Origin of the sequence: Sphingomonas sp. AP4-R1, assembly GCF_013113735.1 — a bacterium.
In the GTDB taxonomy this organism is placed as follows: Bacteria; Pseudomonadota; Alphaproteobacteria; order Sphingomonadales; family Sphingomonadaceae; genus Sphingomonas_I.
The window spans coordinates 3,216,034-3,239,309 of record NZ_CP053346.1 but is presented as its reverse complement, the minus strand read 5'-3'; the positions used below and the strand labels follow the sequence as shown (position 1 = coordinate 3,239,309).

General features: G+C 63.5%; 16 protein-coding genes and 1 tRNA gene. 13 read left to right on the top strand and 4 right to left on the bottom strand.

Annotation, left to right across the window (positions count from 1 at the left end; genetic code table 11):
• The first annotated feature begins 444 nt into the window (after positions 1-444).
• Positions 445-2,163 (top strand): DEAD/DEAH box helicase, encoded by a 1,719-nt coding sequence (locus HL653_RS15030; RefSeq protein ID WP_171745241.1) that lies wholly within the window; start codon positions 445-447, stop codon positions 2,161-2,163.
• A gap of 364 nt (positions 2,164-2,527) precedes the next feature.
• The gene (locus HL653_RS15025) at positions 2,528-5,047 is read left to right on the top strand and encodes an EAL domain-containing protein (RefSeq protein ID WP_171745240.1); all 2,520 of its coding nucleotides are present in this window, start codon (positions 2,528-2,530) and stop codon (positions 5,045-5,047) included.
• 34 nt (positions 5,048-5,081) lie between these two features.
• Here HL653_RS15025 and glmU read toward each other — a convergent pair whose 3' ends face one another.
• On the bottom strand, positions 5,082-6,431 hold the full coding sequence (glmU, locus tag HL653_RS15020; protein WP_171745239.1) for a bifunctional UDP-N-acetylglucosamine diphosphorylase/glucosamine-1-phosphate N-acetyltransferase GlmU: 1,350 nt from the start codon (positions 6,429-6,431) through the stop codon (positions 5,082-5,084).
• A gap of 59 nt (positions 6,432-6,490) precedes the next feature.
• On the opposite strand from glmU, the gene gph reads away from it, so the two are divergent.
• From gph to HL653_RS14995, 5 genes are all read left to right on the top strand, one after another.
• Entirely contained in the window at positions 6,491-7,159 is a 669-nt protein-coding gene (gene gph, locus HL653_RS15015; RefSeq protein WP_171745238.1) for a phosphoglycolate phosphatase, read from the top strand.
• Positions 7,160-7,161: 2 nt separating this feature from the next.
• Positions 7,162-8,238 (top strand): ATP-binding protein, encoded by a 1,077-nt coding sequence (locus HL653_RS15010; RefSeq protein ID WP_171745237.1) that lies wholly within the window; start codon positions 7,162-7,164, stop codon positions 8,236-8,238.
• Positions 8,239-8,305: 67 nt separating this feature from the next.
• Positions 8,306-9,007 carry a phosphate signaling complex protein PhoU gene (gene phoU, locus HL653_RS15005; RefSeq protein ID WP_171745236.1) on the top strand — a complete coding sequence of 234 codons (702 nt, stop codon included), beginning with the start codon at positions 8,306-8,308 and terminating at the stop codon, positions 9,005-9,007.
• Between the two features lie 10 nt (positions 9,008-9,017).
• Positions 9,018-9,716 (top strand): phosphate regulon transcriptional regulator PhoB, encoded by a 699-nt coding sequence (gene phoB / locus HL653_RS15000; protein WP_171745235.1) that lies wholly within the window; start codon positions 9,018-9,020, stop codon positions 9,714-9,716.
• A 110-nt stretch (positions 9,717-9,826) separates the two neighbouring features.
• Entirely contained in the window at positions 9,827-10,789 is a 963-nt protein-coding gene (locus HL653_RS14995; protein ID WP_171745234.1) for an FkbM family methyltransferase, read from the top strand.
• Between the two features lie 4 nt (positions 10,790-10,793).
• On the opposite strand, the gene leuD is transcribed toward HL653_RS14995, so the two are convergent.
• The 3 genes from leuD to HL653_RS14980 all read right to left on the bottom strand — a co-directional run bounded on the left by leuD (position 10,794) and on the right by HL653_RS14980 (position 13,390).
• On the bottom strand, positions 10,794-11,372 hold the full coding sequence (leuD, locus tag HL653_RS14990) for a 3-isopropylmalate dehydratase small subunit (protein WP_171745233.1): 579 nt from the start codon (positions 11,370-11,372) through the stop codon (positions 10,794-10,796).
• A 119-nt stretch (positions 11,373-11,491) separates the two neighbouring features.
• The gene (locus HL653_RS14985) at positions 11,492-12,292 is read right to left on the bottom strand and encodes a LytTR family DNA-binding domain-containing protein (protein WP_171745232.1); all 801 of its coding nucleotides are present in this window, start codon (positions 12,290-12,292) and stop codon (positions 11,492-11,494) included.
• A gap of 18 nt (positions 12,293-12,310) precedes the next feature.
• The gene (locus HL653_RS14980; protein ID WP_171745231.1) at positions 12,311-13,390 is read right to left on the bottom strand and encodes a sensor histidine kinase; all 1,080 of its coding nucleotides are present in this window, start codon (positions 13,388-13,390) and stop codon (positions 12,311-12,313) included.
• A gap of 178 nt (positions 13,391-13,568) precedes the next feature.
• Here HL653_RS14980 and HL653_RS14975 point away from each other — a divergent pair, with 178 nt between their 5' ends.
• The 6 genes from HL653_RS14975 (at position 13,569) to HL653_RS14950 (ending at position 23,200) form a co-directional block, all read left to right on the top strand.
• Positions 13,569-13,910 (top strand): hypothetical protein, encoded by a 342-nt coding sequence (locus HL653_RS14975; protein ID WP_171745230.1) that lies wholly within the window; start codon positions 13,569-13,571, stop codon positions 13,908-13,910.
• A gap of 115 nt (positions 13,911-14,025) precedes the next feature.
• Positions 14,026-14,100: transfer RNA gene (locus HL653_RS14970), tRNA-Glu, on the top strand.
• 268 nt (positions 14,101-14,368) lie between these two features.
• The gene (locus HL653_RS14965) at positions 14,369-17,404 is read left to right on the top strand and encodes a BPTD_3080 family restriction endonuclease (protein WP_171745229.1); all 3,036 of its coding nucleotides are present in this window, start codon (positions 14,369-14,371) and stop codon (positions 17,402-17,404) included.
• Positions 17,404-20,322, top strand: coding sequence for a site-specific DNA-methyltransferase (locus HL653_RS14960; protein WP_171745228.1), 2,919 nt, complete (start codon positions 17,404-17,406; stop codon positions 20,320-20,322). The genes HL653_RS14965 and HL653_RS14960 overlap by 1 nt, the downstream gene beginning before the upstream one ends.
• A 239-nt stretch (positions 20,323-20,561) precedes the next feature.
• The gene (locus tag HL653_RS14955; RefSeq protein WP_171742672.1) at positions 20,562-21,104 is read left to right on the top strand and encodes a hypothetical protein; all 543 of its coding nucleotides are present in this window, start codon (positions 20,562-20,564) and stop codon (positions 21,102-21,104) included.
• Positions 21,101-23,200: a 3'-5' exonuclease gene (locus HL653_RS14950; protein WP_171745227.1), complete on the top strand. Its 2,100-nt coding sequence runs from the start codon at positions 21,101-21,103 to the stop codon at positions 23,198-23,200. The genes HL653_RS14955 and HL653_RS14950 overlap by 4 nt, the downstream gene beginning before the upstream one ends.
• Positions 23,201-23,276: the final 76 nt, after the last annotated feature.

The following is a 23,276-nucleotide window of genomic DNA, read 5'->3' as shown; positions in this document are numbered from 1 at the left end:
GAGCCGTTCGGAGCGTTACGCACTCACCTTCTTCCCGTTTGTGCTGAGAGGCTGTTTGGAGATGCGCCTTTTGGCGCATGGCCGCACCAGCCCGCTCCCCCCGGCCTCCCAACGGCAGTATCATATGGGAGCCCGTCGGGTTCCCAGCAAAGTATTACTTTGCTGGGGCCCATGCGTGGGGGAGCGGGCTGGTGCGGCCTCCGAAATGCGATCTTCCTCGCATTTCCAAACAGGCTTTGAGCCTGTCGAAGCGCCGTTCTTCTGTATCGAAACGCAGGAAGGACGGTGCTTCGACAGGCTCAGCACGAACGGGTTTGAGAGCAAATCGAGCGCTCCCCTTCGCGTTGCGTGCATTTTGTGACATAAGGATCTGTCGCGGGCTGCGGGATGCGCTCGCTCCCCCTCGCTTGCAGCGTCTGACGACGCCCCCATTTCAGGACGACCATGCCCTTTTCTACTCTTCCATCGCTTCTCGGCGAGGCGCTCGCCGCGCGTGGCTATGAGGCCCCCACTCCCGTCCAGGCCGCCGTGCTGGAGCCCGAGGCGGTCGGCCGTGATCTCATCGTGTCCGCGCAGACCGGCTCCGGCAAGACCGTCGCCTTCGGCCTCGCCTTCGCCGACCAGCTGCTGCAGGACGGCCAGTTGCCGGCGCCGCAGACCCCGCTCGCCCTCGTCATCGCGCCGACTCGCGAACTCGCGCTGCAGGTCAGCCGCGAGCTGATGTGGCTCTATGGCGCGGCGCGCGCCCGCGTCGCCACCTGCGTCGGCGGCATGGACGCTTCCAAGGAGCGCCGCACGCTCAGCCACGGCGCGCATATCGTGGTCGGCACGCCGGGCCGCCTGCGCGATCATGTGGAGCGCGGCGCGCTGGATCTGTCGTCGCTGAAGGTCGTCGTGCTCGACGAGGCGGACGAGATGCTCGACATGGGCTTCCGCGAGGATCTGGAAGAGATTCTCGATGCCGCCTCGCCCGAGCGCCGCACGCTCCTTTTCTCCGCGACGATGGCCAAGCCGATCGTCCAGCTCGCCAAGCGCTACCAGAAGGATGCGCTGCGCATCTCCACGGTGGGCGAGGATCGCGGCCATGGCGACATCACCTATCAGGCGGTGACCGTCTCGCCCTCCGACATCGAACATGCGGTGATCAACCTGCTGCGCTTCCACGAGGCGGAGACGGCGATCCTGTTCTGCGCCACGCGCGACAATGTGCGCCACCTGCACGCCACTCTGGTCGAGCGCGGCTTCTCCGCCGTGGCCTTGTCGGGCGAGCATAGCCAGTCCGAGCGCAATCATGCGCTGCAGGCGCTGCGGGATCGCCGCGCGCGCGTCTGCGTCGCCACCGATGTCGCCGCGCGCGGCATCGATCTGCCGTCGCTCAGCCTCGTCGTCCATGTCGAGCTGCCGCGAGACGCCGAGACGCTCCAGCACCGTTCGGGCCGCACCGGCCGCGCGGGCAAGAAGGGCACGGCCGTGCTGATCGTGCCCTATCCGCGCCGTCGCCGCGTGGAAGCCGTGCTGAAGGGCGCGCGCATCAACGCCGAGTGGATCGAGGCGCCGACGCCCGAGGACATTCGCAAGAATGACCGCGAGCGCCTGATCACCACCTTGCTCGAACCGGTGGAGTTCGACGATGAGGATCGCGCGCTGGCCGAGCGCCTGATGGCCGAGAAGTCGCCCGAGGATATCGCCGCAGCCCTCGTCCGCGCGCATCGCGCCGCGATGCCGCAGCCCGAGGAGCTGATGGAAAATTCGCCGGAGGCGCGCCGTGCGGCCCAGCAGGAGCGCCATCGCCCCGGCTTCGACGACACCGTCTGGTTCCGCATGGATGTCGGCCGTCGCCAGAATGCCGATCCGCGCTGGATCCTGCCCCTGCTCTGCCGCCGTGGCCACATCACCAAGAACGAGGTGGGCGCGATCCGGATCATGCCGAGCGAAACCTGGTTCCAGGTGCCGAACGCCATTGCCGGCAAGTTCGCCGCCTCGATCGCCCGCACCGCCGACGCGCAGGGCGAAGGCGAGGACGGCGTCCGCATCGAGCGCGCGCCCGGCGAGCCCCCGGCACAGGGCCGTCGCCCGCATGGCGCGCCCGGCGGTCATGCCGGTCCGCGTCCGCCTCATGGCCGCCCGGCGCGTCCCGCCCATCGGGGTCGTCGCCCGGCCTGATCCGATCGGCGCCCGGCCGAGTCGAGGATGTTTTCCTCGTCCCGGCCGGGCCGCCATTCACTTTCCACGTGGCGGGTCGATTTTATAAATGCCGGAAATCTGCGGTTGGACTGGAAACCTCCAATCCATTCGATGATTATCGTTGCATTTTAAGGTTTTAATCGCAGATATTCCGATAGGGAGATGGCGGGCCTCCGAATAGGCGGAGCGCTTTGGGGCCAACGGCAGCCGGGAAATCCTTTCCGGCGCGGCGGCGGTTTGCGGAGTCGTGTGCGTGGGTGGGGCCAAGTTACGCCACTTTGACATCACCAAGGGTTCGCCCTCGGGCAGCCGCACAACCGCCGCACGCTCACCCGGAGACCTCGTGGCGGAATTGAGCGCCGCCCTGACGGGGTGGCCGCGCCCATCGATGGAAGGGCGATCCGCTCTGCCGCGGCTGGGCTCCTTCCTCAATCTCAACGCCATCCTCAGCCAGGCGCGGATCGGCATTCTCCACCGCGATCTCGATCGCCGCGTGCTGATCGTGAACGATTATTATTGCGAGCTGATCGGCCTGACCGTCGATGAACTCGATGGAATCCCGATGGAAAGCTTCACCCATCCGGATGACCGCGAGGAAAGCACCGCTCTGTATCGCGCGCATCTGGCGACGGGCGAACCGTTCTGCGTCGAAAAGCGCTATGTCCGCCCCGACGGCTCGACGGTGTGGGTGTCGGTCGATGTCTCGTACGTCCGCAACGATCAGGGCGAGATCACCTCGACGATCACGGTGGCGCAGGACATCGGCAAGCGCCGCGCCGCCGAGCTGGAATTGCGCGAGAATGAGGAACATTATCGCCACACGGTCGAACTGGCGCCGCAGATCGCCTGGACCGCCTCCCCCAACGGTTTGATCGAGGAAGTCAGCCCCCGCTGGGCCGACGCGACCGGCGGGGATCCCGCGATGGCGGTGGGCGTGGGCTGGATCGATCGCCTGCATCCCGAGGATATCCAGCCGACGCTGGATGCGTGGGGCGGCGCGCTCGACACCGGCGATCCGGTGGACGTCGAATATCGGCTGCGAACGAGCGCGGGCCATTATCGCTGGTTCCGCGCGCGGGCCACGGCGCGGCGGGACGATGATGGCGCGATCGTGCGCTGGTACGGCACGCTCGAGGATACGCACGACCGCAAGCTCGCCGAGGAAGCGGTGCGCGAGAGCGAACAGCGCTTCCGGCTGGCGGCGCAGGCGGCCGGGCTCGGCGTGTGGGACTATGACGCGGTGCGCGACCGGCGCGAATGGTCGCGCGAACTGAAAACGATATTCGGCATGCCCGAAAACACGCCGCCCGATCTGGCGACCGCGATGGACCTGATCATTCCGGAAGACCGGCATCTGCTGGAGGAGCTGGTCCAGGCGGTGGAGGAAGGGGATGGAAGCCGGCGCTTCGACGCGACGATCCGCATCCACCGCGCCGATACGAACGCGCTCCGCTGGCTGAGGACGGACGGCTGGCGGATCGAAGCCCCGTCGGGGCGGCTCGATCGCATTCTGGTCACCGTGCGCGACGTCACCGAGGAGCGCACCGCGGAGGAGCGCATCCGCTGGACGGCGACGCACGATACGCTGACCGGCCTGCCCAACCGCGCCTCGTTCACCGATCAGCTGGATATGGCGATCGGCATGGCGCATGGCAGCGATGCCAGCCTCGCGCTCGTGCTGTTCGATGTGGATCATCTGAAAAGCACGAACGACACGATCGGCCACGATGCCGGGGATCTGCTGCTCTGCACCTTCGCCCAGCGCCTGCGCGAGGCCCTGCCCAAGGGATCGACGCTCGGCCGCCTGGGCGGCGACGAATTTGCCGCGCTCATCCATGTGCCGGACGAGGCGGAGACGATCGAAAGCATCACCGCGGCGCTCAAGGCGCTGCACGATCCCTTCACGCATGACGGCCATACGCTCGATTGCGCGGCGACGGCGGGCGTCTCCCTCTTTCCGCGCAACGGCGGCTCGGCGACGGATCTGCTGAAGGCGGCCGACATGGCGCTCTACGCCGGCAAGGCGTCGGCGCGCGGCGGGCTTTCAGTCTTCCGCTCCGAAATGCGCGCCGAACTGCAGCGCCGCTCGTCGATGCTCGGGCTCGCCCGCGTGGTCGTGCGCGAGAATCGGATCATCCCGCATTATCAGCCCAAAGTATCGCTGGCCGACGGGCGGATCACCGGCTTCGAGGCGCTGCTGCGCTGGCGGCACGACATCAAGGGCATCCAGCCGCCCGCCACCATCGCCGCCGCGTTCGAGGATTTCGATCTCGCCATGCAGATGGGCGAGCGCATGCTGGAACATATCGCGCGCGACATGCGGAGCTGGCTGGACCGGGGCATCGATTTCGGCCGCATCGCGATCAACCTGTCGCCGGCCGAAGTCCGCCACGACAATCTCGTGCCGCGCATCATGGACAAGCTCACCCATTCCGGCATCCCACCCGAATGCGTGGAGCTGGAGGTGACGGAGACGATCTTCCTCGGCCGCGGCGCGCATGACGTGGGCAGCATGCTGGAAGCGTTTCACCGGCAGGGCATTCGCGTGGCGCTCGACGATTTCGGCACGGGCTATGCCTCGCTCACGCACCTCCAGGCCTTTCCGGTGGACGTGATCAAGATCGACCGGAGCTTCGTCAGCAACCTCCAGCCCGGATCCGGCGACGCGGCGATCGTCGATGCCGTGGTCGGGCTCGGCAAGCGGCTCGGGATGACGGTGGTGGCCGAGGGAATCGAGACGCAGGAACAGGCCGCCTATCTGCTGGAGCAGGGCTGCGACTTCGGCCAGGGCTATTTCTTCGGCAAGGCCGTGACGGCGGAAGAAGCCGAGGCGATGCTGCGCGCGCAGGAGGCCAAACGCTGAGGCGAGCCGTCGGGCGCCGCTGGCGCGCCGACGCTTATTTCGTGCCCTTGCTCCGCTCGCGGAAGCGCGCCGCCCAGCCGGGCTTTTCCTCCTGCACGCCACGCGCCACGGCCAGCGCGTCGGCATCCACGTCGCGCGTCACCACCGATCCCGCCGCCACGATCGCGCCCGCCCCGATCGAGACGGGCGCGACCAGCGCGCTGTTCGATCCGATGAAGGCGCCCGCGCCGATCTGCGTCAGCGATTTGCGGAAGCCGTCATAATTGCAGGTGATCGTGCCCGCGCCGATATTGGTGCCCGGCCCGATATCGGCATCGCCCAGATAGCTGAGATGGTTGGCCTTCGCGCCCTTGCCGAGACGCGCCTTCTTCAGCTCGACGAAATTGCCGACATGCGCCTCCTCGCCCACTTCGGCGCCCGGCCGCAGCCGCGCATAGGGGCCGATGATCGCACCCGCGGCCACGCTGGCTCCCTCGATATGGCAGAAAGCGTGGATGGCCACCGTGTCGGCGATCGTGACGCCGGGGCCGAACACCACGTTCTGGCCGATCGTCACGTCGCGGCCGATCCGTGTGTCCCACGCGAACCACACCGTCTCGGGCGCTAGCAGCGTGGCGCCGTCCGCCATCACGCGTGCCCGCGTCCGCCGCTGCCAGATCGCCTCGACCGTGGCGAGTTCGGCGCGGCTGTTGACGCCCGCCACCTCGTCCGCGTCCGCCTCGATCACGGCGGAGGCGCGGCCGTCCGCCGCCGCCAGCATCACGATATCGGGCAGATAATATTCGCCCGCCGCATTGTCGTTGCCGACGCGCGCCAGGAGCGGCCACAGATCGGCCGCGCGCGCCGCCATCAGTCCGCTGTTGCAGAGCGTCTCGGCGCGCTCGGCCTCGGTCGCGTCCTTATGCTCGACCATCTTCACGATCCGGTCGCCCTCGGCGATGATCCGGCCGTAACGCAGCGTATCGGCCGGCCGGAAACCCAGCACGACCATCGCCGGGCCGTCCGGCGCATTCAGCCGCTCGATCATCCGCGCCATCGTCTCGGGCGTCACCAGCGGCACGTCGCCATAGAGAATCAGCACGTCGCCCGCGAAGCCTGCGAGCGCCGCCTCGCCCTGCTGCACCGCATGCGCCGTGCCGAGCTGCTCGCCCTGCACCGCCACGGACAGCCCCAGCGGAGCGGCGAATCCCTCCACCTGCTCGCGCCCGGCGCCGGCCACGATCACCGTCCGCTCGGCCCCTAGCCCGGCCACCGCATCGGTCAGGTGGCCCAGCATCGGCTTGCCCGCGATCGGGTGCAGCACCTTGTGGAGATCGGACTTCATCCGCGTGCCCTTGCCGGCAGCGAGGATGATGGCGGCGAGCGGCGGGCGCGGATCGGTCATGGCGCGTCCTCTGCCATGTTCCGCTTGCACGCGCCACTTGGGCGTGACTAGGCGACGGCATGGCATCCTTTCCCTTCGACGTCGTCGCCTTCGATCTGGACGGAACGCTGGCCGACACCGCCCCCGATCTCACCGCCGCGCTGAACCACACCCTGGTCGAGCTCGGCTATCCCCCCGTCCCCGCCGAGGATGTCCGCCACATGGTCGGGCACGGTGTCCGCGTACTGCTCCGCCGGGGGCTGGCGGCGGCGGGCGTGGAGGACGAGGCGATCGTCGATCGCGGCTTCCCGATCTTCCTCGCTTATTACGAAGCGCACATCGCCGATCTGAGCTTCGCCTTCCCCGGCTGCGAGGCGGCTCTGGACGAATTGGCGGCGCGCGGCGTGACGCTGGCGATCTGCACGAACAAGCTGGAAAGCCTCGCACGGCATTTTGTGACAGAAATGGGCTGGGAACGTCGCTTCTCTGTCATAATCGGCGGCGATACCGTGGGTGTGAGCAAACCCGATCCCGCCCCCCTCCTCGCCACGATCGAGCGCGCCGGCGGCGGCCGCGCGGCCTTCGTCGGCGACAGCATCACCGACACGACCACGGCGTTGAACGCCGCCATTCCCTGCGTCGCGCTCAGCTTCGGCTTCCACGATCGGCCGCCTGCCGAACTCGGCGCGGATCTCGTGATCGATCATTATGACGAGCTGATTCCCGCTCTGGAGAGGCTCGGCGGCTGACGATGGCGCGATGGCCGGACCTGCTGGGCGGTCGCCGCTCGCACCAGAATGATATGGCCGGCCCGGCGCCGGAAGCGAACGGCGCCGCCGACACGACGGCTTTGCTCGATGTGTTTCCCGAGCCTTTGCTGCTGCTGAACGGCCTCGCGGTGATCGCGTCCAACGCCGCCGCCCGGAAGCTGTTCGGCGCCTATGTCGATGGCGAGGATGTGCGCCTCGCGCTGCGCCATCCGCAGGCCAGCGCGCTCCTCACCGGCAAGCGCGAAGGGGCGGTGATGATCGGCGGCCTCGGCAATCCCGATCGGCGCTGGGAGATGACACTGAGCCCGCTGGCGGACGGCCGCCGCATGGTGCGGCTGCAGGATCGCAGCTCCGCGCAGGCGGCCGAGCGGATGCGGACCGATTTCGTCGCCAATGCCAGCCACGAACTCCGCACGCCGCTTTCGGCCCTGATCGGCTTCATCGAGACGCTGGAGGATGCGAACGGCCCGAACGACGCGCCGATCCGCGCGCGCTTCCTCGGCATCATGGGCGCCGAGGCGCGCCGGATGCAGCGCCTGATCGACGATCTGATGTCGCTCTCGCGGATCGAGGCGGATCGCTTCGTGGTGCCGCGCGAGACGATCGATCTGGTCGCGCTCACCCGCGTCGCCTGCGCCGAGATCGAGGGCGGCGGCAAGGCGGGCGGCCGGGTGCGCGCCACGATCGAGATCGAGCAGGCCAATGTCCACGGCGATCGCGCACAATTGTTGCAGCTGCTGCACAACGTCATCGGCAACGCGCTCAAATATGGCCGCGCCGAAAGCCCCGTTATGGTTTTTGTCACATTGGCCGAGGGAAATGTCGTGCTGACCGTGCGGGACGAAGGCGACGGCATCCCTTCGGAGCTGATCCCGCGCCTCACAGAGCGTTTCTATCGCGTCGATCCGGGCCGCAGCCGTGCGCTGGGCGGCACGGGGCTCGGCCTCGCCATCGTCAAGCATGTGGTGGAGCGGCATCGCGGGCGGCTGGACATTGCCAGCACCGTCGGCACCGGCACCACTGTCACAATTAGTTTGCCGCTCGCGGCTATACCCTGAGGGCGCCTAAATTGTGTAACATCACTGTCTTCAAGCGCAGATAGGCGCATCAAGGCGGACAATGGCAATGGCGAGCGGACACATCCTGAAATCCTTCGACGAGGATCTTGCGGAGCTCCGCGCGCTCGTCGCCCAGATGGGCGGTCTGGCCGAAGAGGCCATTGACGGCGCCATCGCCTCCCTCGCCAATCGCGATGCCGAAGCCGCCGCTTATGTGGTGGAAGCCGATCGTGAGCTGGACCGGCTGGAGGCCGAGCTGGAGCGCCAGGTGGTCCGCCTGATCGCCTTGCGTGCGCCGCTGGCCGACGATCTGCGCGAGATCCTCGCCGCGCTGAAGATCGCCGGCGTGATCGAGCGGATCGGCGACTATGCCAAGAATATCGCCAAGCGCGTGCCTCTGCTGCTCGATAGCCGGGGGATCGAGCCGATCTCGATCCTGCCCGCCATGGCCCGCGCCACCGCCGAGATGGTGCATGACGCGCTCGACGCCTTCGCCGCGCGCGATCCGGACGCCGCCATGGCCGTCTGCGCGCAGGACCGCGTGGTCGACGATTTCTACAACAGCCTGTTCCGGGCGTTGCTCACCTACATGATGGAAAATCCGCACACGATCTCGGCGTCGACGCATCTGCTGTTCGTCGCCAAGAATCTGGAGCGGATCGGCGATCACGCCACCAACATCGCTGAAATGGTTCATTTCGCCGCCACGGGCGAGCAGGTCGCCGAGCGTGGGCGCGGCGCCGATACTCTCGCACCGATCAACGCCTGAAGGGATAGGCATGACGACGGGTCACATTCTGCTGGTCGAAGACGATGCGGCGCTCGCCGAGCTGATCGCCTGGCATCTGGAGCGCGACGGCTATTCGGTCGAGCGCACCGGCGACGGCGAGGAGGCGATGCTGCTCGCCGCCGAGCGCACGCCCGATCTCGTCCTGCTCGACTGGATGATCGAGAATGTCTCCGGCATCGAGGTCTGCCGCCGCCTGCGCCGCGCGCGGGAGACGGCGCGCGTGCCGATCATCATGCTCACGGCGCGCGGCGAGGAGGAGGACCGCATCCGCGGCCTCCAGACCGGCGCCGACGATTACGTCACCAAGCCCTTCTCCCCGCGCGAACTGGTCGCACGCGTGAGCGCGGTGCTGCGCCGCACGCGTCCGGCGCTGGCCGGTGAGCGTCTGGAATATCGCGGGATCGAGATGGACCTCGCCAGCCACCGCGTCCGCCGCGACGGATCGACCGTGCCGCTGGGCCCGACCGAATTCCGCCTGCTCCGCCACTTCCTCGAGCATCCCGGGCGCGTCTTCTCGCGCGAGCGGCTGCTGGACAGCGTCTGGGGCCGCGAGAGCGACATCGAGCCGCGCACCGTGGACGTCCACATCCGCCGCCTGCGCAAGGCGATCAACGTCGGCGACCTGCCGGATATGATCCGCACGGTGCGTTCGGCGGGCTATGCGCTGGATGCGGAGGGCGTGGCCTGAGGTTTCACTGCACGCTAGACCCATGATATCTCTTCGAGGGAATATCGGGTCATGTGGGGATGAGCTTGATAAAGCGGCTGTCGGCGTGGACGAGATCGCATCGAAACGGGATGCGCCTCGAGAGCGTCATTGCGCTCGTTTACGGCAAGGAAGTCGCATCCCGTCGTGATCTCGTCGCTGACGTCCGTAACCGGCTGGGCTACGATATCGTCGCCTCGCTAGAGGATCTGCGGGCCATTGGACTGATACTCGATCGTCAGACCTATCCCACGCCGCTAACTATCCAGATCTCGCAACGCAATATTGGCGAAGCGGTCATCAATGGCATATCCTGCCCCGTCGATGCGCACGATGCGTCGGTCGCCGCGCCAGCGATCGCGTCCGGCTCGTACGAACCCCATATCGCGACCTGCCTGCGCCGCATCGTGAAGAAGGGCGATACCTGTTTCGATATTGGCGCCAATATCGGCATCCATTCGATGCTGATGGCAAACCTTGCGGGCCCTTTGGGACGCGTCATCGCCTTTGAGCCGAACTCCGAAAATTGCCGCGTCATTCTCGCCGGCCGGGGCAAACCGGAGCACGCCAAGATCGATCTCGTTCCTATCGCGCTCGCGGATATGGAGGGCTGGACATATTTCACCTCTCATCTCGGCTCGAACGGAGGTATGATCGCGGAGCGAACCGTTCAGGCAAACGGCTATGGGAACGTGATTCCGATGTTCCGCCTGGACAGTCTTTCCCTGCCCGATCCTGATATGATCAAAATCGACGTCGAAGGCGCCGAATATCGCGTTCTTATGGGCGGAGAGTCGCTAATCGATCGCACGCGACCATGGATCATCAGTGAATTCAGCACGGAAATGCTGATACGGGTCTCCGCCATCGACCCCATCGCTCTTCTATCATGGCTGGCAAAAAAGGATTATGCCATCCACATTATTGATCGTGAAAGCGACCAGTTACGACCGGAAATATCACCCGAAGAATTGATCCAATTCTGGCCATCCCCGTTACATATAGAAGACATATTGTTAGCGCCGCGCGAAAAACTTTCCATTCTCGGGGTTTGAACCCTCAGAGCCAGCCCCGCGTCTTCGCCATGCCCGCTTCGAACGTGTCGATATCGTTCGCCGCAGCCAGCGTCAGGCCGATCTCGTCCAGACCCTTCATCAGGCAATCGCGGCGGAACGGGTCCATCGCGAACTCGAACCGATTTTGAAACGGCGTCGTCACCGTCTGCGTGTCCAGATCGACGACGATCGGATCGGTCGCCGCCACCTCCATCAGCCGGTCGATCGCATCCTGCGGCATCACGATCGTGGCGATGCCGTTCTTGAACGCGTTGCCGGAGAAGATGTCCGAGAAGCTCGGCGCCAGCACCGCCTTGATGCCGAGGTCGCCCAGCGCCCAGGCGGCATGTTCGCGGCTGGATCCGCAGCCGAAATTGTCGCCCGCGATCAGGATCGGCGCGCCCGCATATTCGGGATCGTCGAACACGTTGCCCGGCTCGGCCCGGATCGTCTCGAACGCGCCCTTGCCAAGGCCGGAGCGCGTGATCGTCTTCAGATAATGGGCGGGAATGATGACGTCGGTGTCGACATTCTTGCGCCCCAGCGGATAGGCGCGGCCCTCGATCTCGGTCAGCTTGTCCATGGGAGCCCTTTCGGCTCGCAGAGCCGCGAAATCAACCGCTCGTCATTCCCGCGAACGCGGGAACCCAGTTTCAACTGTTGTTGCTGGGTTCCCGCGTTCGCGGGAATGACGGATGGGGCTCAGTGAACGAAGCGCGCCACCACGTCGCGATAGGAGCGGCTCACCTTCACGCGCGCGCCCGAATCGAGCACCAGGAAACATTCGCCGTTCGTGTGCGGCTTCACCTGCTTCACCAGATCGAGGTTCACGATCGTCGAGCGGTGGATGCGCTGGAAACGGCGCGGATCGAGGCGGCGCTCCAGATCCTTCATCGTCTCGCGCAGGATCAGCGTGTTGTCGCCCGTGTGGATGCACATATAGTCGCCCGCCGCATCGATCCGCTCGATCGTGTCGACATCGACGCGGAAGATCTGACCACGATCCTTGATGTTGATCAGCTTCTCGTAGCGGCTGGAGGCGGGCTGGTCCGCGCTGTCGGGCAGCGCCTCATGCGCTTCGGGGGCATGCTCGGCGATCACCTCCTTCAGCTGCACCACCTCTTCGGCGGCGCGCTTTTCGGCCAGACGCTGGCGCACACGCTCCATCGTATCGGCGAGGCGATCCGTATCGACCGGCTTCATCAGATAATCGACGGCGCCGGCCTCGAAGCCCTTCAGCGCATGATCCGAATAGGCGGTCACGAACACGAACAGCGGCGGCTCCACCTCGGCGAGGCCGGAGACGACCGAGAAACCGTCGAAACCCGGCATCTGGATATCGAGGAAGACGAGATCGGGCTTCTGCGTCTTGATCGCGCGGATCGCTTCGCGTCCATTCGTGCAGGTCTCGACGATCTCCACGTCTTCATGCGGCTCGAGGCGGAGTTCCAGCCCCTGGATCGCCAGCGATTCGTCGTCCACCAGGATCGTGCGGATGGTCATGCGTCGGAAGTCCTCACATCATGCGGCCTGGTAGGGGATTTCGATGGCGACGGCGAAACCGCCTTCCCCTGCCTGAATGTCGAAACGATGGTCTGCCCCATAGGCCTGGGTGAGCCTGTCCCTGATATTCGCCAAACCGACTCCGGTGGACACGGTTGCCCGCGCCATCGCTTCGGTAAGGTTCGACCCTGGACCCGTGTCGCTGACTTCAATGTGAACGCGGTTGCCTATCCGCTTCGCCGAAATCGCGATGTCGGCCCCCTCCTCCTTCGGCGTCACCGCATATTTGACGGCGTTTTCCACCAGAGGCTGCAGCAGCAGAGAGGGCATGCGCGCATCCGCCACCGCCGGATCGATATCGAATTCGGTCCGCAGCCTATCCTCGAAGCGCATCTTCTCGATCTCGAGATACAGTTTCAGCGTCGCCATCTCCTGCGACACCGTCATCGCCCCTTCCGGCTCGCTCACCAGAGTGTAGCGTAGGAAGGAGGACAGGCGCGACAGCATCGCATTGGCGCGATCGGTCTGCTTCAGCAGCACGAGCGTCGAGATCGAATTGAGCGTGTTGAACAGGAAGTGCGGGTTGAGCTGATAGCGCAGCATCGCCAGCTGGGCGGAGCTGGCCTGCGCCTCCAGCCGCAGCAATTGCTCGCGCTGGTCCTCGGCCACCAGATAGAAATTGATGCCGTAATAGAGCGCGGACCACGCCGCCAGCACCGAGAAATCCAGCAGGATCGCCGAAAGATACTGGATACCCTCCGGCATCGGCCCGGTACGATAGAAGGTCGCGTGTGCCCACGTCTCGATCGAGGAGAAGGCCGCCGACGCGATCAGCAGGATCATGATCGAGACGGGCCAGGTGATCACGGCCGACTGGCGGAACAGCCGGCGATAGGCGGCCGACATCAGCAGGGTGAGCGAATAGCCGGTCGCGGTGGTCAGCGCGGTCGGCACCACGAACAGCCAGCCCATCGCATTGGCGATCCCGCCCAGCCCGCGCAGGATGAAATAGCCCGACCAGCCGATGGTCTGGAGCGACCAGAAGGCGCGGTTCTTGTCCTCGAACAACGGGCGCGAGCGGAGCAACGGCAGGGGCATTGGCGGTGAAACTAGCCCAAGCCGGCGCCCGGTGCCACCCGGCGCGCCATAGCGCCGCCCCTTCCGGCATCTTCGCCCCCTGAACGCGGGCTAAACAGGTAATTTTCGGGCGGTTCATCCGAATCGGCGTACAAAGCGTTCAACGGATTGGAACCGTTCGGTCGAATGGAGATCGGTGATGCGTAAGTTTCTTACTACGACAGCCACGGCGCTGGCTCTGGCTGGCACGGTCGTAGCAGTGGCGGCCCCTGCGGATGCCCAGCGCTGGCGCGGTGGCTATGGCCGCCATTATGGTGGCGGCTATTATCGTCACGGCGGAAGCGGTGCCGCCGTCGCGGCCGGCATTCTGGGCCTCGGCGTCGGTGCGGCTATCGCCTCGTCGAACCGCGGCTATTATGATCGCCCTTATTATTATGCCCGGCCTTATCCGCGCGGCTATTATTACGCGCCTCCGGCCTATGGCTATTATGCGCCGCCGCCCCCGCCGCCGCCCGCTTATTATTACGGCTACGGCTACTGAGCGACCCGCACCGAAACCGGCGGCGATCCCTTTCGCCGCCGGTTTTCGCATATTTGAGCATGCCGGCGCTTGACGTCGCCCGGCCGCCCCTCTAAGCGCGCCACTCCGCTCGCACGGCCCCTTCGTCTAGCGGTTAGGACGCGGCCCTCTCACGGCTGAAACACGAGTTCGATTCTCGTAGGGGTCACCAGTCAAGCGATTTATCGCATTGATTTTGTGTGATAACGTTAGAGTTCCAAAAGGATGGCACCCCAAATGTTCCCACATTTTGCGTGGGTCTTAATGGGATGATGCGCCCCCGTACGGGACGCTGGCTAGCAACAAGCTTTTCTTCAGTCAGTCGCCTTGGCGGCTTGAACAATCAAAGTCTCCGATCGCATTGGCGAAAACCGGGACACGACCACCGTTCGCCTTGTCAGTAGTGTGAAGGGCACATATCACCGAGCCTAGGGGGATGTGTGTCTCAGAGCTTTTTCGACTATCCGATTCTCAATTCGCCGTATGAAGTGCCGACGCGCTATCATGCGCTGGACGCTGACGGCCAGCCGCTCGAAGTGCCGCCGATTGATGGCCGCCGCCCCTGCGACTTCATCACGCCGGTTCCCAAGCCCAAGCGCAAGTCGGGCAAGGCCAGCCAAACCTCTATGGTGTTCGAGGATGCGGCGGGGCTGAGCGACGGGGATCAGGAATACAACCCGAAGCCGATCATCAACGAAATCCGCTCGCACGTTGCGTCGTGGCGCAGCCTGCCGAGCGATCGGGATTGGGGCGTGACGCCTGCGACCGCGAAGCTGTTGCACTATTGGCGGCGCACCGAGGTTGAAGGTCTGCGTCCCTTCTTCTGTCAGGTTGAAGCTGTCGAGACGGTCATCTGGCTAACGGAGGTTGCTTCCAGCCAAAAACGCTATGCCCATCTATGGGAGCATCTGCGCGGAGCGAACCGGCAGTCTAGCCCGGACTTGCTCCGCATCGCGATGAAGATGGCGACCGGCGCGGGCAAAACAACGGTCATGGCGATGATAATCGCATGGCAGTCGGTGAACGCAGTGCGCTCCCCGACCAGCTCACATTTCAGCCGTGGTTTCCTCCTTGTTGCGCCGGGCATCACGATTAAGGATCGGCTCCGTGTGCTGCTGCCGGACGATCCCGACAACTACTATCGGTTCCGCGACATCGTGCCGTCTGATATGCTTGGCGACATCGCCAAGGCGAAGGTGGTCATTACCAACTATCATTCGTTCAAGCGCCGGGAGACGCTGGATCTGTCCAAGGTCGGCAAAAGCCTGCTGCAAGGGCGCGGCGAAGCGCCAAAAACGACGGAAACTGAAGGGCAGATGCTCCAGCGCGCCTGCGGCGATCTGCTGGCGATGAAGAATGTCGTCGTCGTCAACGACGAGGCGCACCACTGCTACGAAGAACGCCCGCAAGGCAGCGTCGAAGAAATCGCCGACGCGGACACAAAGGCCGAAGCCAAGGAAAACAAGGAGGCCGCCCGGCTCTGGATCAACGGCCTGAAGGCGCTGAAGCGCAAGGTAGGCGTCCGTGCAGTATATGACCTGTCCGCAACGCCCTTCTTCCTTGCCGGATCGGGCTATGTCGAAGGCACATTGTTCCCGTGGGTGATCAGCGACTTCTCGCTGATGGACGCGATCGAATGCGGCATCGTGAAACTGCCGCGCGTGCCGGTCGCCGATAATCTGCCGATCGCGGATATGCCGATCTACCGGAAGCTGTGGGACCATATCGGCAAGGATATGCCCAAAAAGGGCGCGAAAAAGTCCGAAGAGCTGAACCCGCTCAAGCTCCCCACCGAATTGCTGACCGCACTGGACGCGCTCTACAATCACTATGTGAAGGTCGATGACGAGTGGCGGCGGGCCGGCATTCCCGTGCCGCCCGTATTCATCGTCGTTTGTAATAATACGTCCACATCGAAACTGGTCTATGAATGGATTTCGGGCTGGGACCGTCCGAACAAGGATGGTGAAGCCATCAATATCCATCGCGGCCACCTGCCGTTGTTCCGCAACTATGACGAGCATGGCAACCGGATCGGGCGCGCGCCCACGCTGCTGATCGACAGCGCCCAACTCGAAAGCGGCGAGGCGCTCGACAAAGATTTCCGCGCATTGGCCTCCGCCGAAATCGAGCAATTCCGGCGCGAACGGCAGGACCGCACAGGCCGCGTAGAGGATGCCGACGACATCGACGATGCGGAATTGCTGCGTGAGGTGATGAACACGGTCGGGCGTGTCGGACGCCTTGGCGAAAGCATCCGCTGCATCGTCTCGGTATCAATGCTCACCGAAGGCTGGGACGCCAACACTGTCACCCATATCCTTGGCGTCCGCGCATTCGGCACGCAGTTGCTGTGCGAGCAGGTGGTCGGACGTGGCCTGCGTCGCCAATCCTATGAGCTGAACAGCGACGGCCTGTTCGATGTCGAATATGCCGACATTCTCGGCATTCCGTTTGACTTCACGGCCAAGCCGGTCGTGGTGAAGCCCATGCCGCCGAAACTCGTCACGCGGGTGCAGGCGGTCAAGGAACGGGTGGCTCTGCGCCCGGAACTTGAAATCATATTCCCCCGCGTCGAAGGCTATCGCGTCGATCTGCCCGAAGAACGGATCGCGGCGCAGTTCACGGACGACAGCCGCCTTGTCGTCGATCCGTCGATGATCGGCCCATCGCGCGTCACGATGCAGGGTATCGTCGGCCAGAGCGAGGAATTGCGCGCGGCGGGCGTCGGCGATCAGCGGCCAAGCGCCATCGCCTATAGCCTTGCTGCACACCTGCTCAAGCGGTTCGCAGCGGATGATGGCGACTTGCCCGTTCACCTCTTCGGACAGGTGCGCCGCGTCGTCCGCGAGTGGCTGGACGGTGGCTATCTCGTCCTCAAGGGCGTGCCGATGGGCGTGCTCGACTATCTGGAAATCAAGGATCAGGCGGCTGAGCGCATCTTCCTCGCCTGCCAGCGGTTCGAGCATGGAGCGTCACGGATCAAGGCGATCCTCGATCCCTATAATCCCAAGAGCAGCACGCGCTTCGTCAACTTCACGACGAGCAAGGACACCTACGCCACCGATCTGCGCCGCAGCCATGTCAGCCACGTCGTTTGCGACAGCACATGGGAGGCTGAACTGGCCCGCGTGCTGGAAACGCATCCCCGCGTGACGGCCTACGTCAAGAACCAGGGGTTGGGTTTTGAAGTGCCTTACCGCGATGGATCGACGCCCCGACGCTATATCCCCGACATGATCGTGCGGCTCGATACCGGCGATGCCGAACCGCTCAATCTGATCCTTGAGACGAAGGGGTATCGCAAGGGCGATGCTCAGCTCAAGGCGGAGACGATGAAGACGATGTGGGTGCCGGGCGTGAACAATCTTGGCACGTTCGGCGCATGGGCGTTTGCCGAGTTCACCGACGTATTTGAGATTGAAAGGGCATTTGCGAAACTTGTGGACGATTTGACGAAGAAGGAAGCCGCATAATGGCCCGCACACCAAAAGGGCCGAAGCAAGTCGGCACGCTCAATCACCCGGAAGGGCGAGTCAATATCCCGACGGCGGAGATGGCCGATCTGGCGGCGATGCAGGAGGAGATGCAGCCGCTGCCGCCCGTCACCTATCCCCGCGCCCGGCCCTTGGCGGCGGGCGAGACGCGGGCGCGCGATGAGGACCTTGATCCGCAGATCGTGTGGAACGGCGCAAAGATCACGTTGACGCGCGATCAGGTGGCGCAGCTTAACGCCACCGGCAGCATCGAGATTGGCGACGCGCAACTGGTGTGGCGCGGCAAGGATCGGCAGGATTGGTCGGACCTGATCGTCACCGCGCCGATGATCCACACACAGGAAAAGGTGCATCCCAAGGCGATCATCGACGATTTGGTCCGCCAGTCAAAGGTAGCGCGCGAGGACAAGACCGACGCGCCCGATCTGTTCGCCGATTTCAACGGCCTCGACGATCCGATGCAGCGCACCGAGTTCTACCAGCACGATCAGCACTGGGCGAACCGGATGATCCTGGGCGACAGCTTGCAGGTGATGGCGAGCCTTGCCGAGCGCGAGGCGCTGAAAGGCAAGGTCCAAGCGATCTATTTCGACCCGCCCTACGGGATTAAATTCGGATCAAACTGGCAGGTTTCTACGCAAAATCGCGCCGTCAGCGAAAAGCAAGTTGATCTCAGCCGTGAACCTGAACAGGTCAAGGCATTTCGTGATACGTGGAAGGATGGGACGCACTCGTACCTGACCTATTTGCGCGATAGACTCTCCGTTATGAAAGAGCTTCTTACGGAAAGTGGCTCTGTATTTATTCAGATCGGTTCTGAAAACCAGCATCTTATTCGGTCACTGTGTGATGAGGTATTTGGTGCTGATAACTTTGTAGAACTTATATCATTTAAGACGAGAATGGCACTTGGTGGACGGCTGATGGAAGGCGTCGTCGATTACATCGCGTGGTATGCGAAAGACAAATCACAAATAAAGTTTCGCCGTATGTTCTACAAATCGGACATTGAGGGTGACGGCCATTGGAATCAGATCATGTTTCCAGATGGCTCATATCGTAAGATGCAACCGGAAGAGGTACGCTCACATAGCACCCTTCCTGCTGACGCTCGCGTTTACCAACTATACGCACTGTACCCGGTTGGTCCATTTGCGACTGGGATATATCCCTATGAGTATCAGGGGAAAACCTACACCCCACCGCCCGGACGAAGCTGGAAAAGTCCGAAGGCCGGCATGGATCGGTTAGCCAAGGCCGCCCGTATCGAGCCTTACTCAGGCGGAGCCACACTTCGGTATCGGCTATTTAACGAGGACTATCCTGTATCCCCCTTCCATAACGTGTGGACAGATACAGCGCCGCCGACAGACAAAATATTTGTCGTTCAAACCGCCGTTAAAGTGATCGAACGCTGTATGCTTATGGCGACCGATCCGGGCGATCTTGTCCTCGATCCGACCTGCGGCTCTGGCTCTACCGCTTTTGCTGCTGAACATATGGGCCGACGTTGGATTACCATCGACACTAGCCGGGTCGCATTGGCGCTTGCCCGCACAAGGCTCATGTCTGCGCGTTATCCTTGGTATCTGTTGGCCGATAGCCTTGAGGGAAAGCGCAAGGAAGCGGAGCTTGCTGGAAAGCTTCCAAACGAAGCTCCAATCCAAAATAACATTCGCCAAGGTTTCGTTTATGAGCGGGTTCCGCACATCACCGTCAAGTCGATCACCAATAACACTGAAATCGACATCATCTGGGACAAGTGGCAGCCACGGCTGGAGCCGCTACGCGCCGAGTTGAACCAGATAACCGGCAACGACTGGCAGGAATGGGAAATCCCGCGCGAGGCGCTGGCCGGGTGGTCGTCCAACGTCGTCGGCGTCCATAAGGCGTGGTGGGATGCGCGCATTGCCCGGCAGCGGGAAATCGACGCCTCCATCGCCCGCGCCGCCGATGTCGAATATCTCTATGACAAGCCCTATGCCGATCCGAACCGCATCCGTGTCGCGGGGCCGTTCACGGTCGAGAGCCTGTCACCACATCGCATCGTTCCCGCCGATGCCGATGAGCTGATCCATTTGGCCGATGCCGCCGACGGCAAGGTGGCGCGCGAAACGCAGAGCGACAGCCAGACCGATTTTGCGACGATGGTTCTCGAACATCTGAAAACGGCGGGCGTCCACCAGATCGAGCGTGGCGACCGTATCGAGTTCACCAGCCTGACCCCTTGGCCGGGCGAATATATCGGCGCGGAAGGCCGCTTCATGGAGGGTGAGACCGAGCGCCGAGCGGCCATCTTCATCGGCCCGGAATTTGGCACCGTGAGCCGAGTCCAGCTTACGGCGGCGGCGCGGGAGGCGGCGGAGAGCCGCTTCGACGTGCTGATCGCGTGCAGCTTCGCCTTCGACGCGCACGCTTCCGAGCTGTCCCGCCTTGGCCCGCTGCCCGTCCTCAAGGCCAAGATGAACCCTGACCTGCACATGGCCGACGATCTCAAGAACACCGGCAAGGGCAACCTCTTCACGATCTTCGGCGAACCCGACATAGATATATTGGAACAGCCGGACGGGCGCATCGCGGTGAAGGTCAACGGCGTGGACATCTACGATCCCAACACCGGCGAAGTCCGCTCCAACGACGTGAAGGGCATCGCCGCATGGTTCATCGACACGGCCTATAACGAGGAAAGTTTCTTCGTCCGCCACGCCTATTTCGTTGGCGCGAACGATCCCTACAAACAGCTCAAGACCGCGTTGAAGGCAGAGGTGGACGAGGACGCCTGGGCCACCCTCTACCGCGACACCTCCCGCCCCTTTGCGCGTCCCAGCACGGGGCGGATCGCGGTCAAGGTCATCAATCACTTCGGCGATGAAGTGATGAAAGTGTTCGGGGTGTAGTGTCCCGCTTCACGCGATCCGGGCACTATCGGACCAACAGCAACGGCACGACCTTTTGGGTCAGCGGCCACACGGTGGATCGCTACGACTGGGATCGTTATTCCTATTATTCACCGCCTCCACCGCCTCCAACTCAGCCATCGCCGCCGCGAGCTGCAGCACCGCCGCCTAGCTTTCCCGATGGCCGAAACGCATCTTTCACGATCCCCAACGCGACTTGTCCGGTTTGCGGCGCGCAGGTGTTTTTCTACCAGAACGAATATGGGAGCCGAGTTTTCTTTGATGATCTTGGTCCGCCGTGGCCCAAGCATCCCTGTACCGACAACGAACCAGACCCCATTGGGCGTCCCGGCGTTTCGGTCGGTCAGTCAATTCCTGTTGCAAAAGGTCCGGGCATTAGCGTCGTCATTCGCCGCCTAGCATCCGACGCCTTGGTTGAGGAAAGTGAAGTCGATGACGACTACTCACCGCCGCTGCGAACAGGCCATGGCTGGGATCGCTGCGTTGTCAGAAAGCGGTCGGATCGTGAAGGGCTGGCCTACTTCATTGTCTATAACGCTTCCGATCCGGCAAATAGGTCAATTCGATTTTCCACCTCTTCCCGCCCTGACCTGCCATCTTCCGAAGAAACCCTATATTTGAGCGGCAATAGAATGTCCTTCTTCAGCTTTGCGGATTTCGTACCACAGGAAGTCAGTATCGAACGCAAGAGCACGAAAGCAGTATCTTCGTCGAAGAAACGCGCTGCAAGAAGGCGCAAAGCGAGAAGGAAGCGCAAGTGAACTTCCAGATCGCCGACACCTTCACGGCCGCGCTGACACGCCTGACCGGGCAGGAACAGAAGCAGGTGAAGACGGCTGCGTTCGACCTCCAACTCAGCCCGGAACGACCGGGACTCCAAATGCACCGGCTGGACAATGGTCGCGATCCGAATTTCTGGTCGGCGCGGGTCAATCAAGACATTCGCATCATCATCCACAAGACGGAAGCGAGCTTCATGCTCGCCTATGTCGATCACCACGACAAAGCCTATGCGTGGGCGGAGCGCCGCCGGATCGAGGCGCATCCCCGTACCAATGCGATTCAGATTGTCGAAGTGCATGAGCGGATTGAGGAAGCTCAGCCGCAATTCCCACTGATCGCCGAACGCGCGCCCGAACCCGTCGCGGCGCAACCGCCCGCGCCCGCTCTCTTCGCCGCGCTAACCGCTGACGAGTTGCTAGACATTGGCACGCCCGAGGATTGGGTGGAGGACGTTCGAAGCTGGACGGAGGATCGCTTCTTCACGATGAGCGATCGGCTCCCCGCCGAAGTCGCCGAAGCCTTGCTCGACTATGCCGCGACCGGGATCGTGCCCCAGGCGGTCTGGATGCAGAAGGCGAACGCGCCTTTTGCCCATCCCGATACGCTGCGCCGTGTCATCACCATTGCGACCAGCGAAGACCTGCAAGCCGCGCTCGATTTCCCGTGGGACAAATGGAGCGTATTCCTCCACCCGTCGCAGCGCGACATTGTGGACCGCGATTTCGCTGGCCCGGCGCGCGTCACCGGATCGGCGGGAACGGGAAAAACTATCGTGGCGCTCCACCGCGCGGCGCGGGTCGTGCGCGAGGATGCCCATGCACGAGTATTGCTGACCACGTTCTCGCGCCCATTGGCGAACGCCCTGCGCGCCAAGCTCGCGATTCTGCTAACCGGCGATCACGGGATGATCGACCGCGTTTCGGTTGCATCGTTTGAGGACGCGGCGGGCGACCTCTACCAACTGGCGACAGGACGGCGCCCAGTCGTGGCCGCGCCCGATGTGCAGCAAGCGGCGCTAGACCGGGCGATTGCGGCCCAACGCTATGCCGAACTGCCAGCGCGCTTCGTATGGGCGGAATGGCGGCAAGTCGTAGATGGATGGGGCATTGCCTATCTTGATGCCTATGCGTCAGTGCCGCGTGTCGGCAGACGCAACCGGCTGGGGGCGAAGCAGCGAGAAGTGCTGTGGCCCGTTTTCATGGCGGCGCGCCAAACACTCAAGGCGCGGGGCATGGTGACGCTGTGCCAACTCTATGCCGACGTGGCCGCGCACTATGCCACCCGTGGGGACAAGCTCTACACCCATGTCATCGTCGATGAGGCGCAGGACTTGGGCGTCAACGAACTGCGGATGATGGCGGCGCTGGCGGGCGGACCAGGCGCACTGTTCTTTGCGGGCGACCTTGGCCAGCGCATCTTTCAGCATCCTTTTTCGTGGAAGTCGCTGGGCGTCGATGTGCGTGGGCGGTCATCATCGCTCCGCATCAATTACCGCACATCGCGCCAAATCCGGGAGGCAGCCGACAAGCTGTTGCCGCCGAAAGTCACTGACGTGGACGGCATCGAGGATAGCCGCGCGGACGCGCAATCGGTCTTTGAAGGACCACCGCCAGAAATTGCAGAATGTGAGAATGATGCCGCCGAGGCCGACGCTGTCGCCGCCTTTTTACGGGCGGCAAGCGATGCGGAGATCGCCCCGTTCGAGATGGGCGTATTCGTGCGATCGGACGAACAACTCGCGCGGGCGCGGGCGGCGATTGGCCTAACCGGCCTTGCCTGCCGTCAACTCTCCGACCGGGTAGAGGATAACCCGGAATGCGTTGCGCTTGGAACCATGCACTTCGCCAAAGGACTGGAGTTCAAAGCCGTGGCCGTCATGGCGTGCGACGACGAGGCGCTACCGCTGCAAACGCGCATTGATGAAGCGACAGATGAGGACGAACTCCGGGAGGTGTTCGATACCGAGCGCCACTTGTTCTATGTCGCTTGCACGCGGGCACGTGACCGGCTCCATGTAAGTGGGGTGAAGCCTGCGTCTGAGTTCCTTGACGACCTTCTGGATGCCGGGAAGTAGCGCGTGTCTAACCGGGTATGTCTACCGAGGGAAGCTGAACTAAAGCCGGGTCCAGAAGGACTTGTTACTCCGCTCT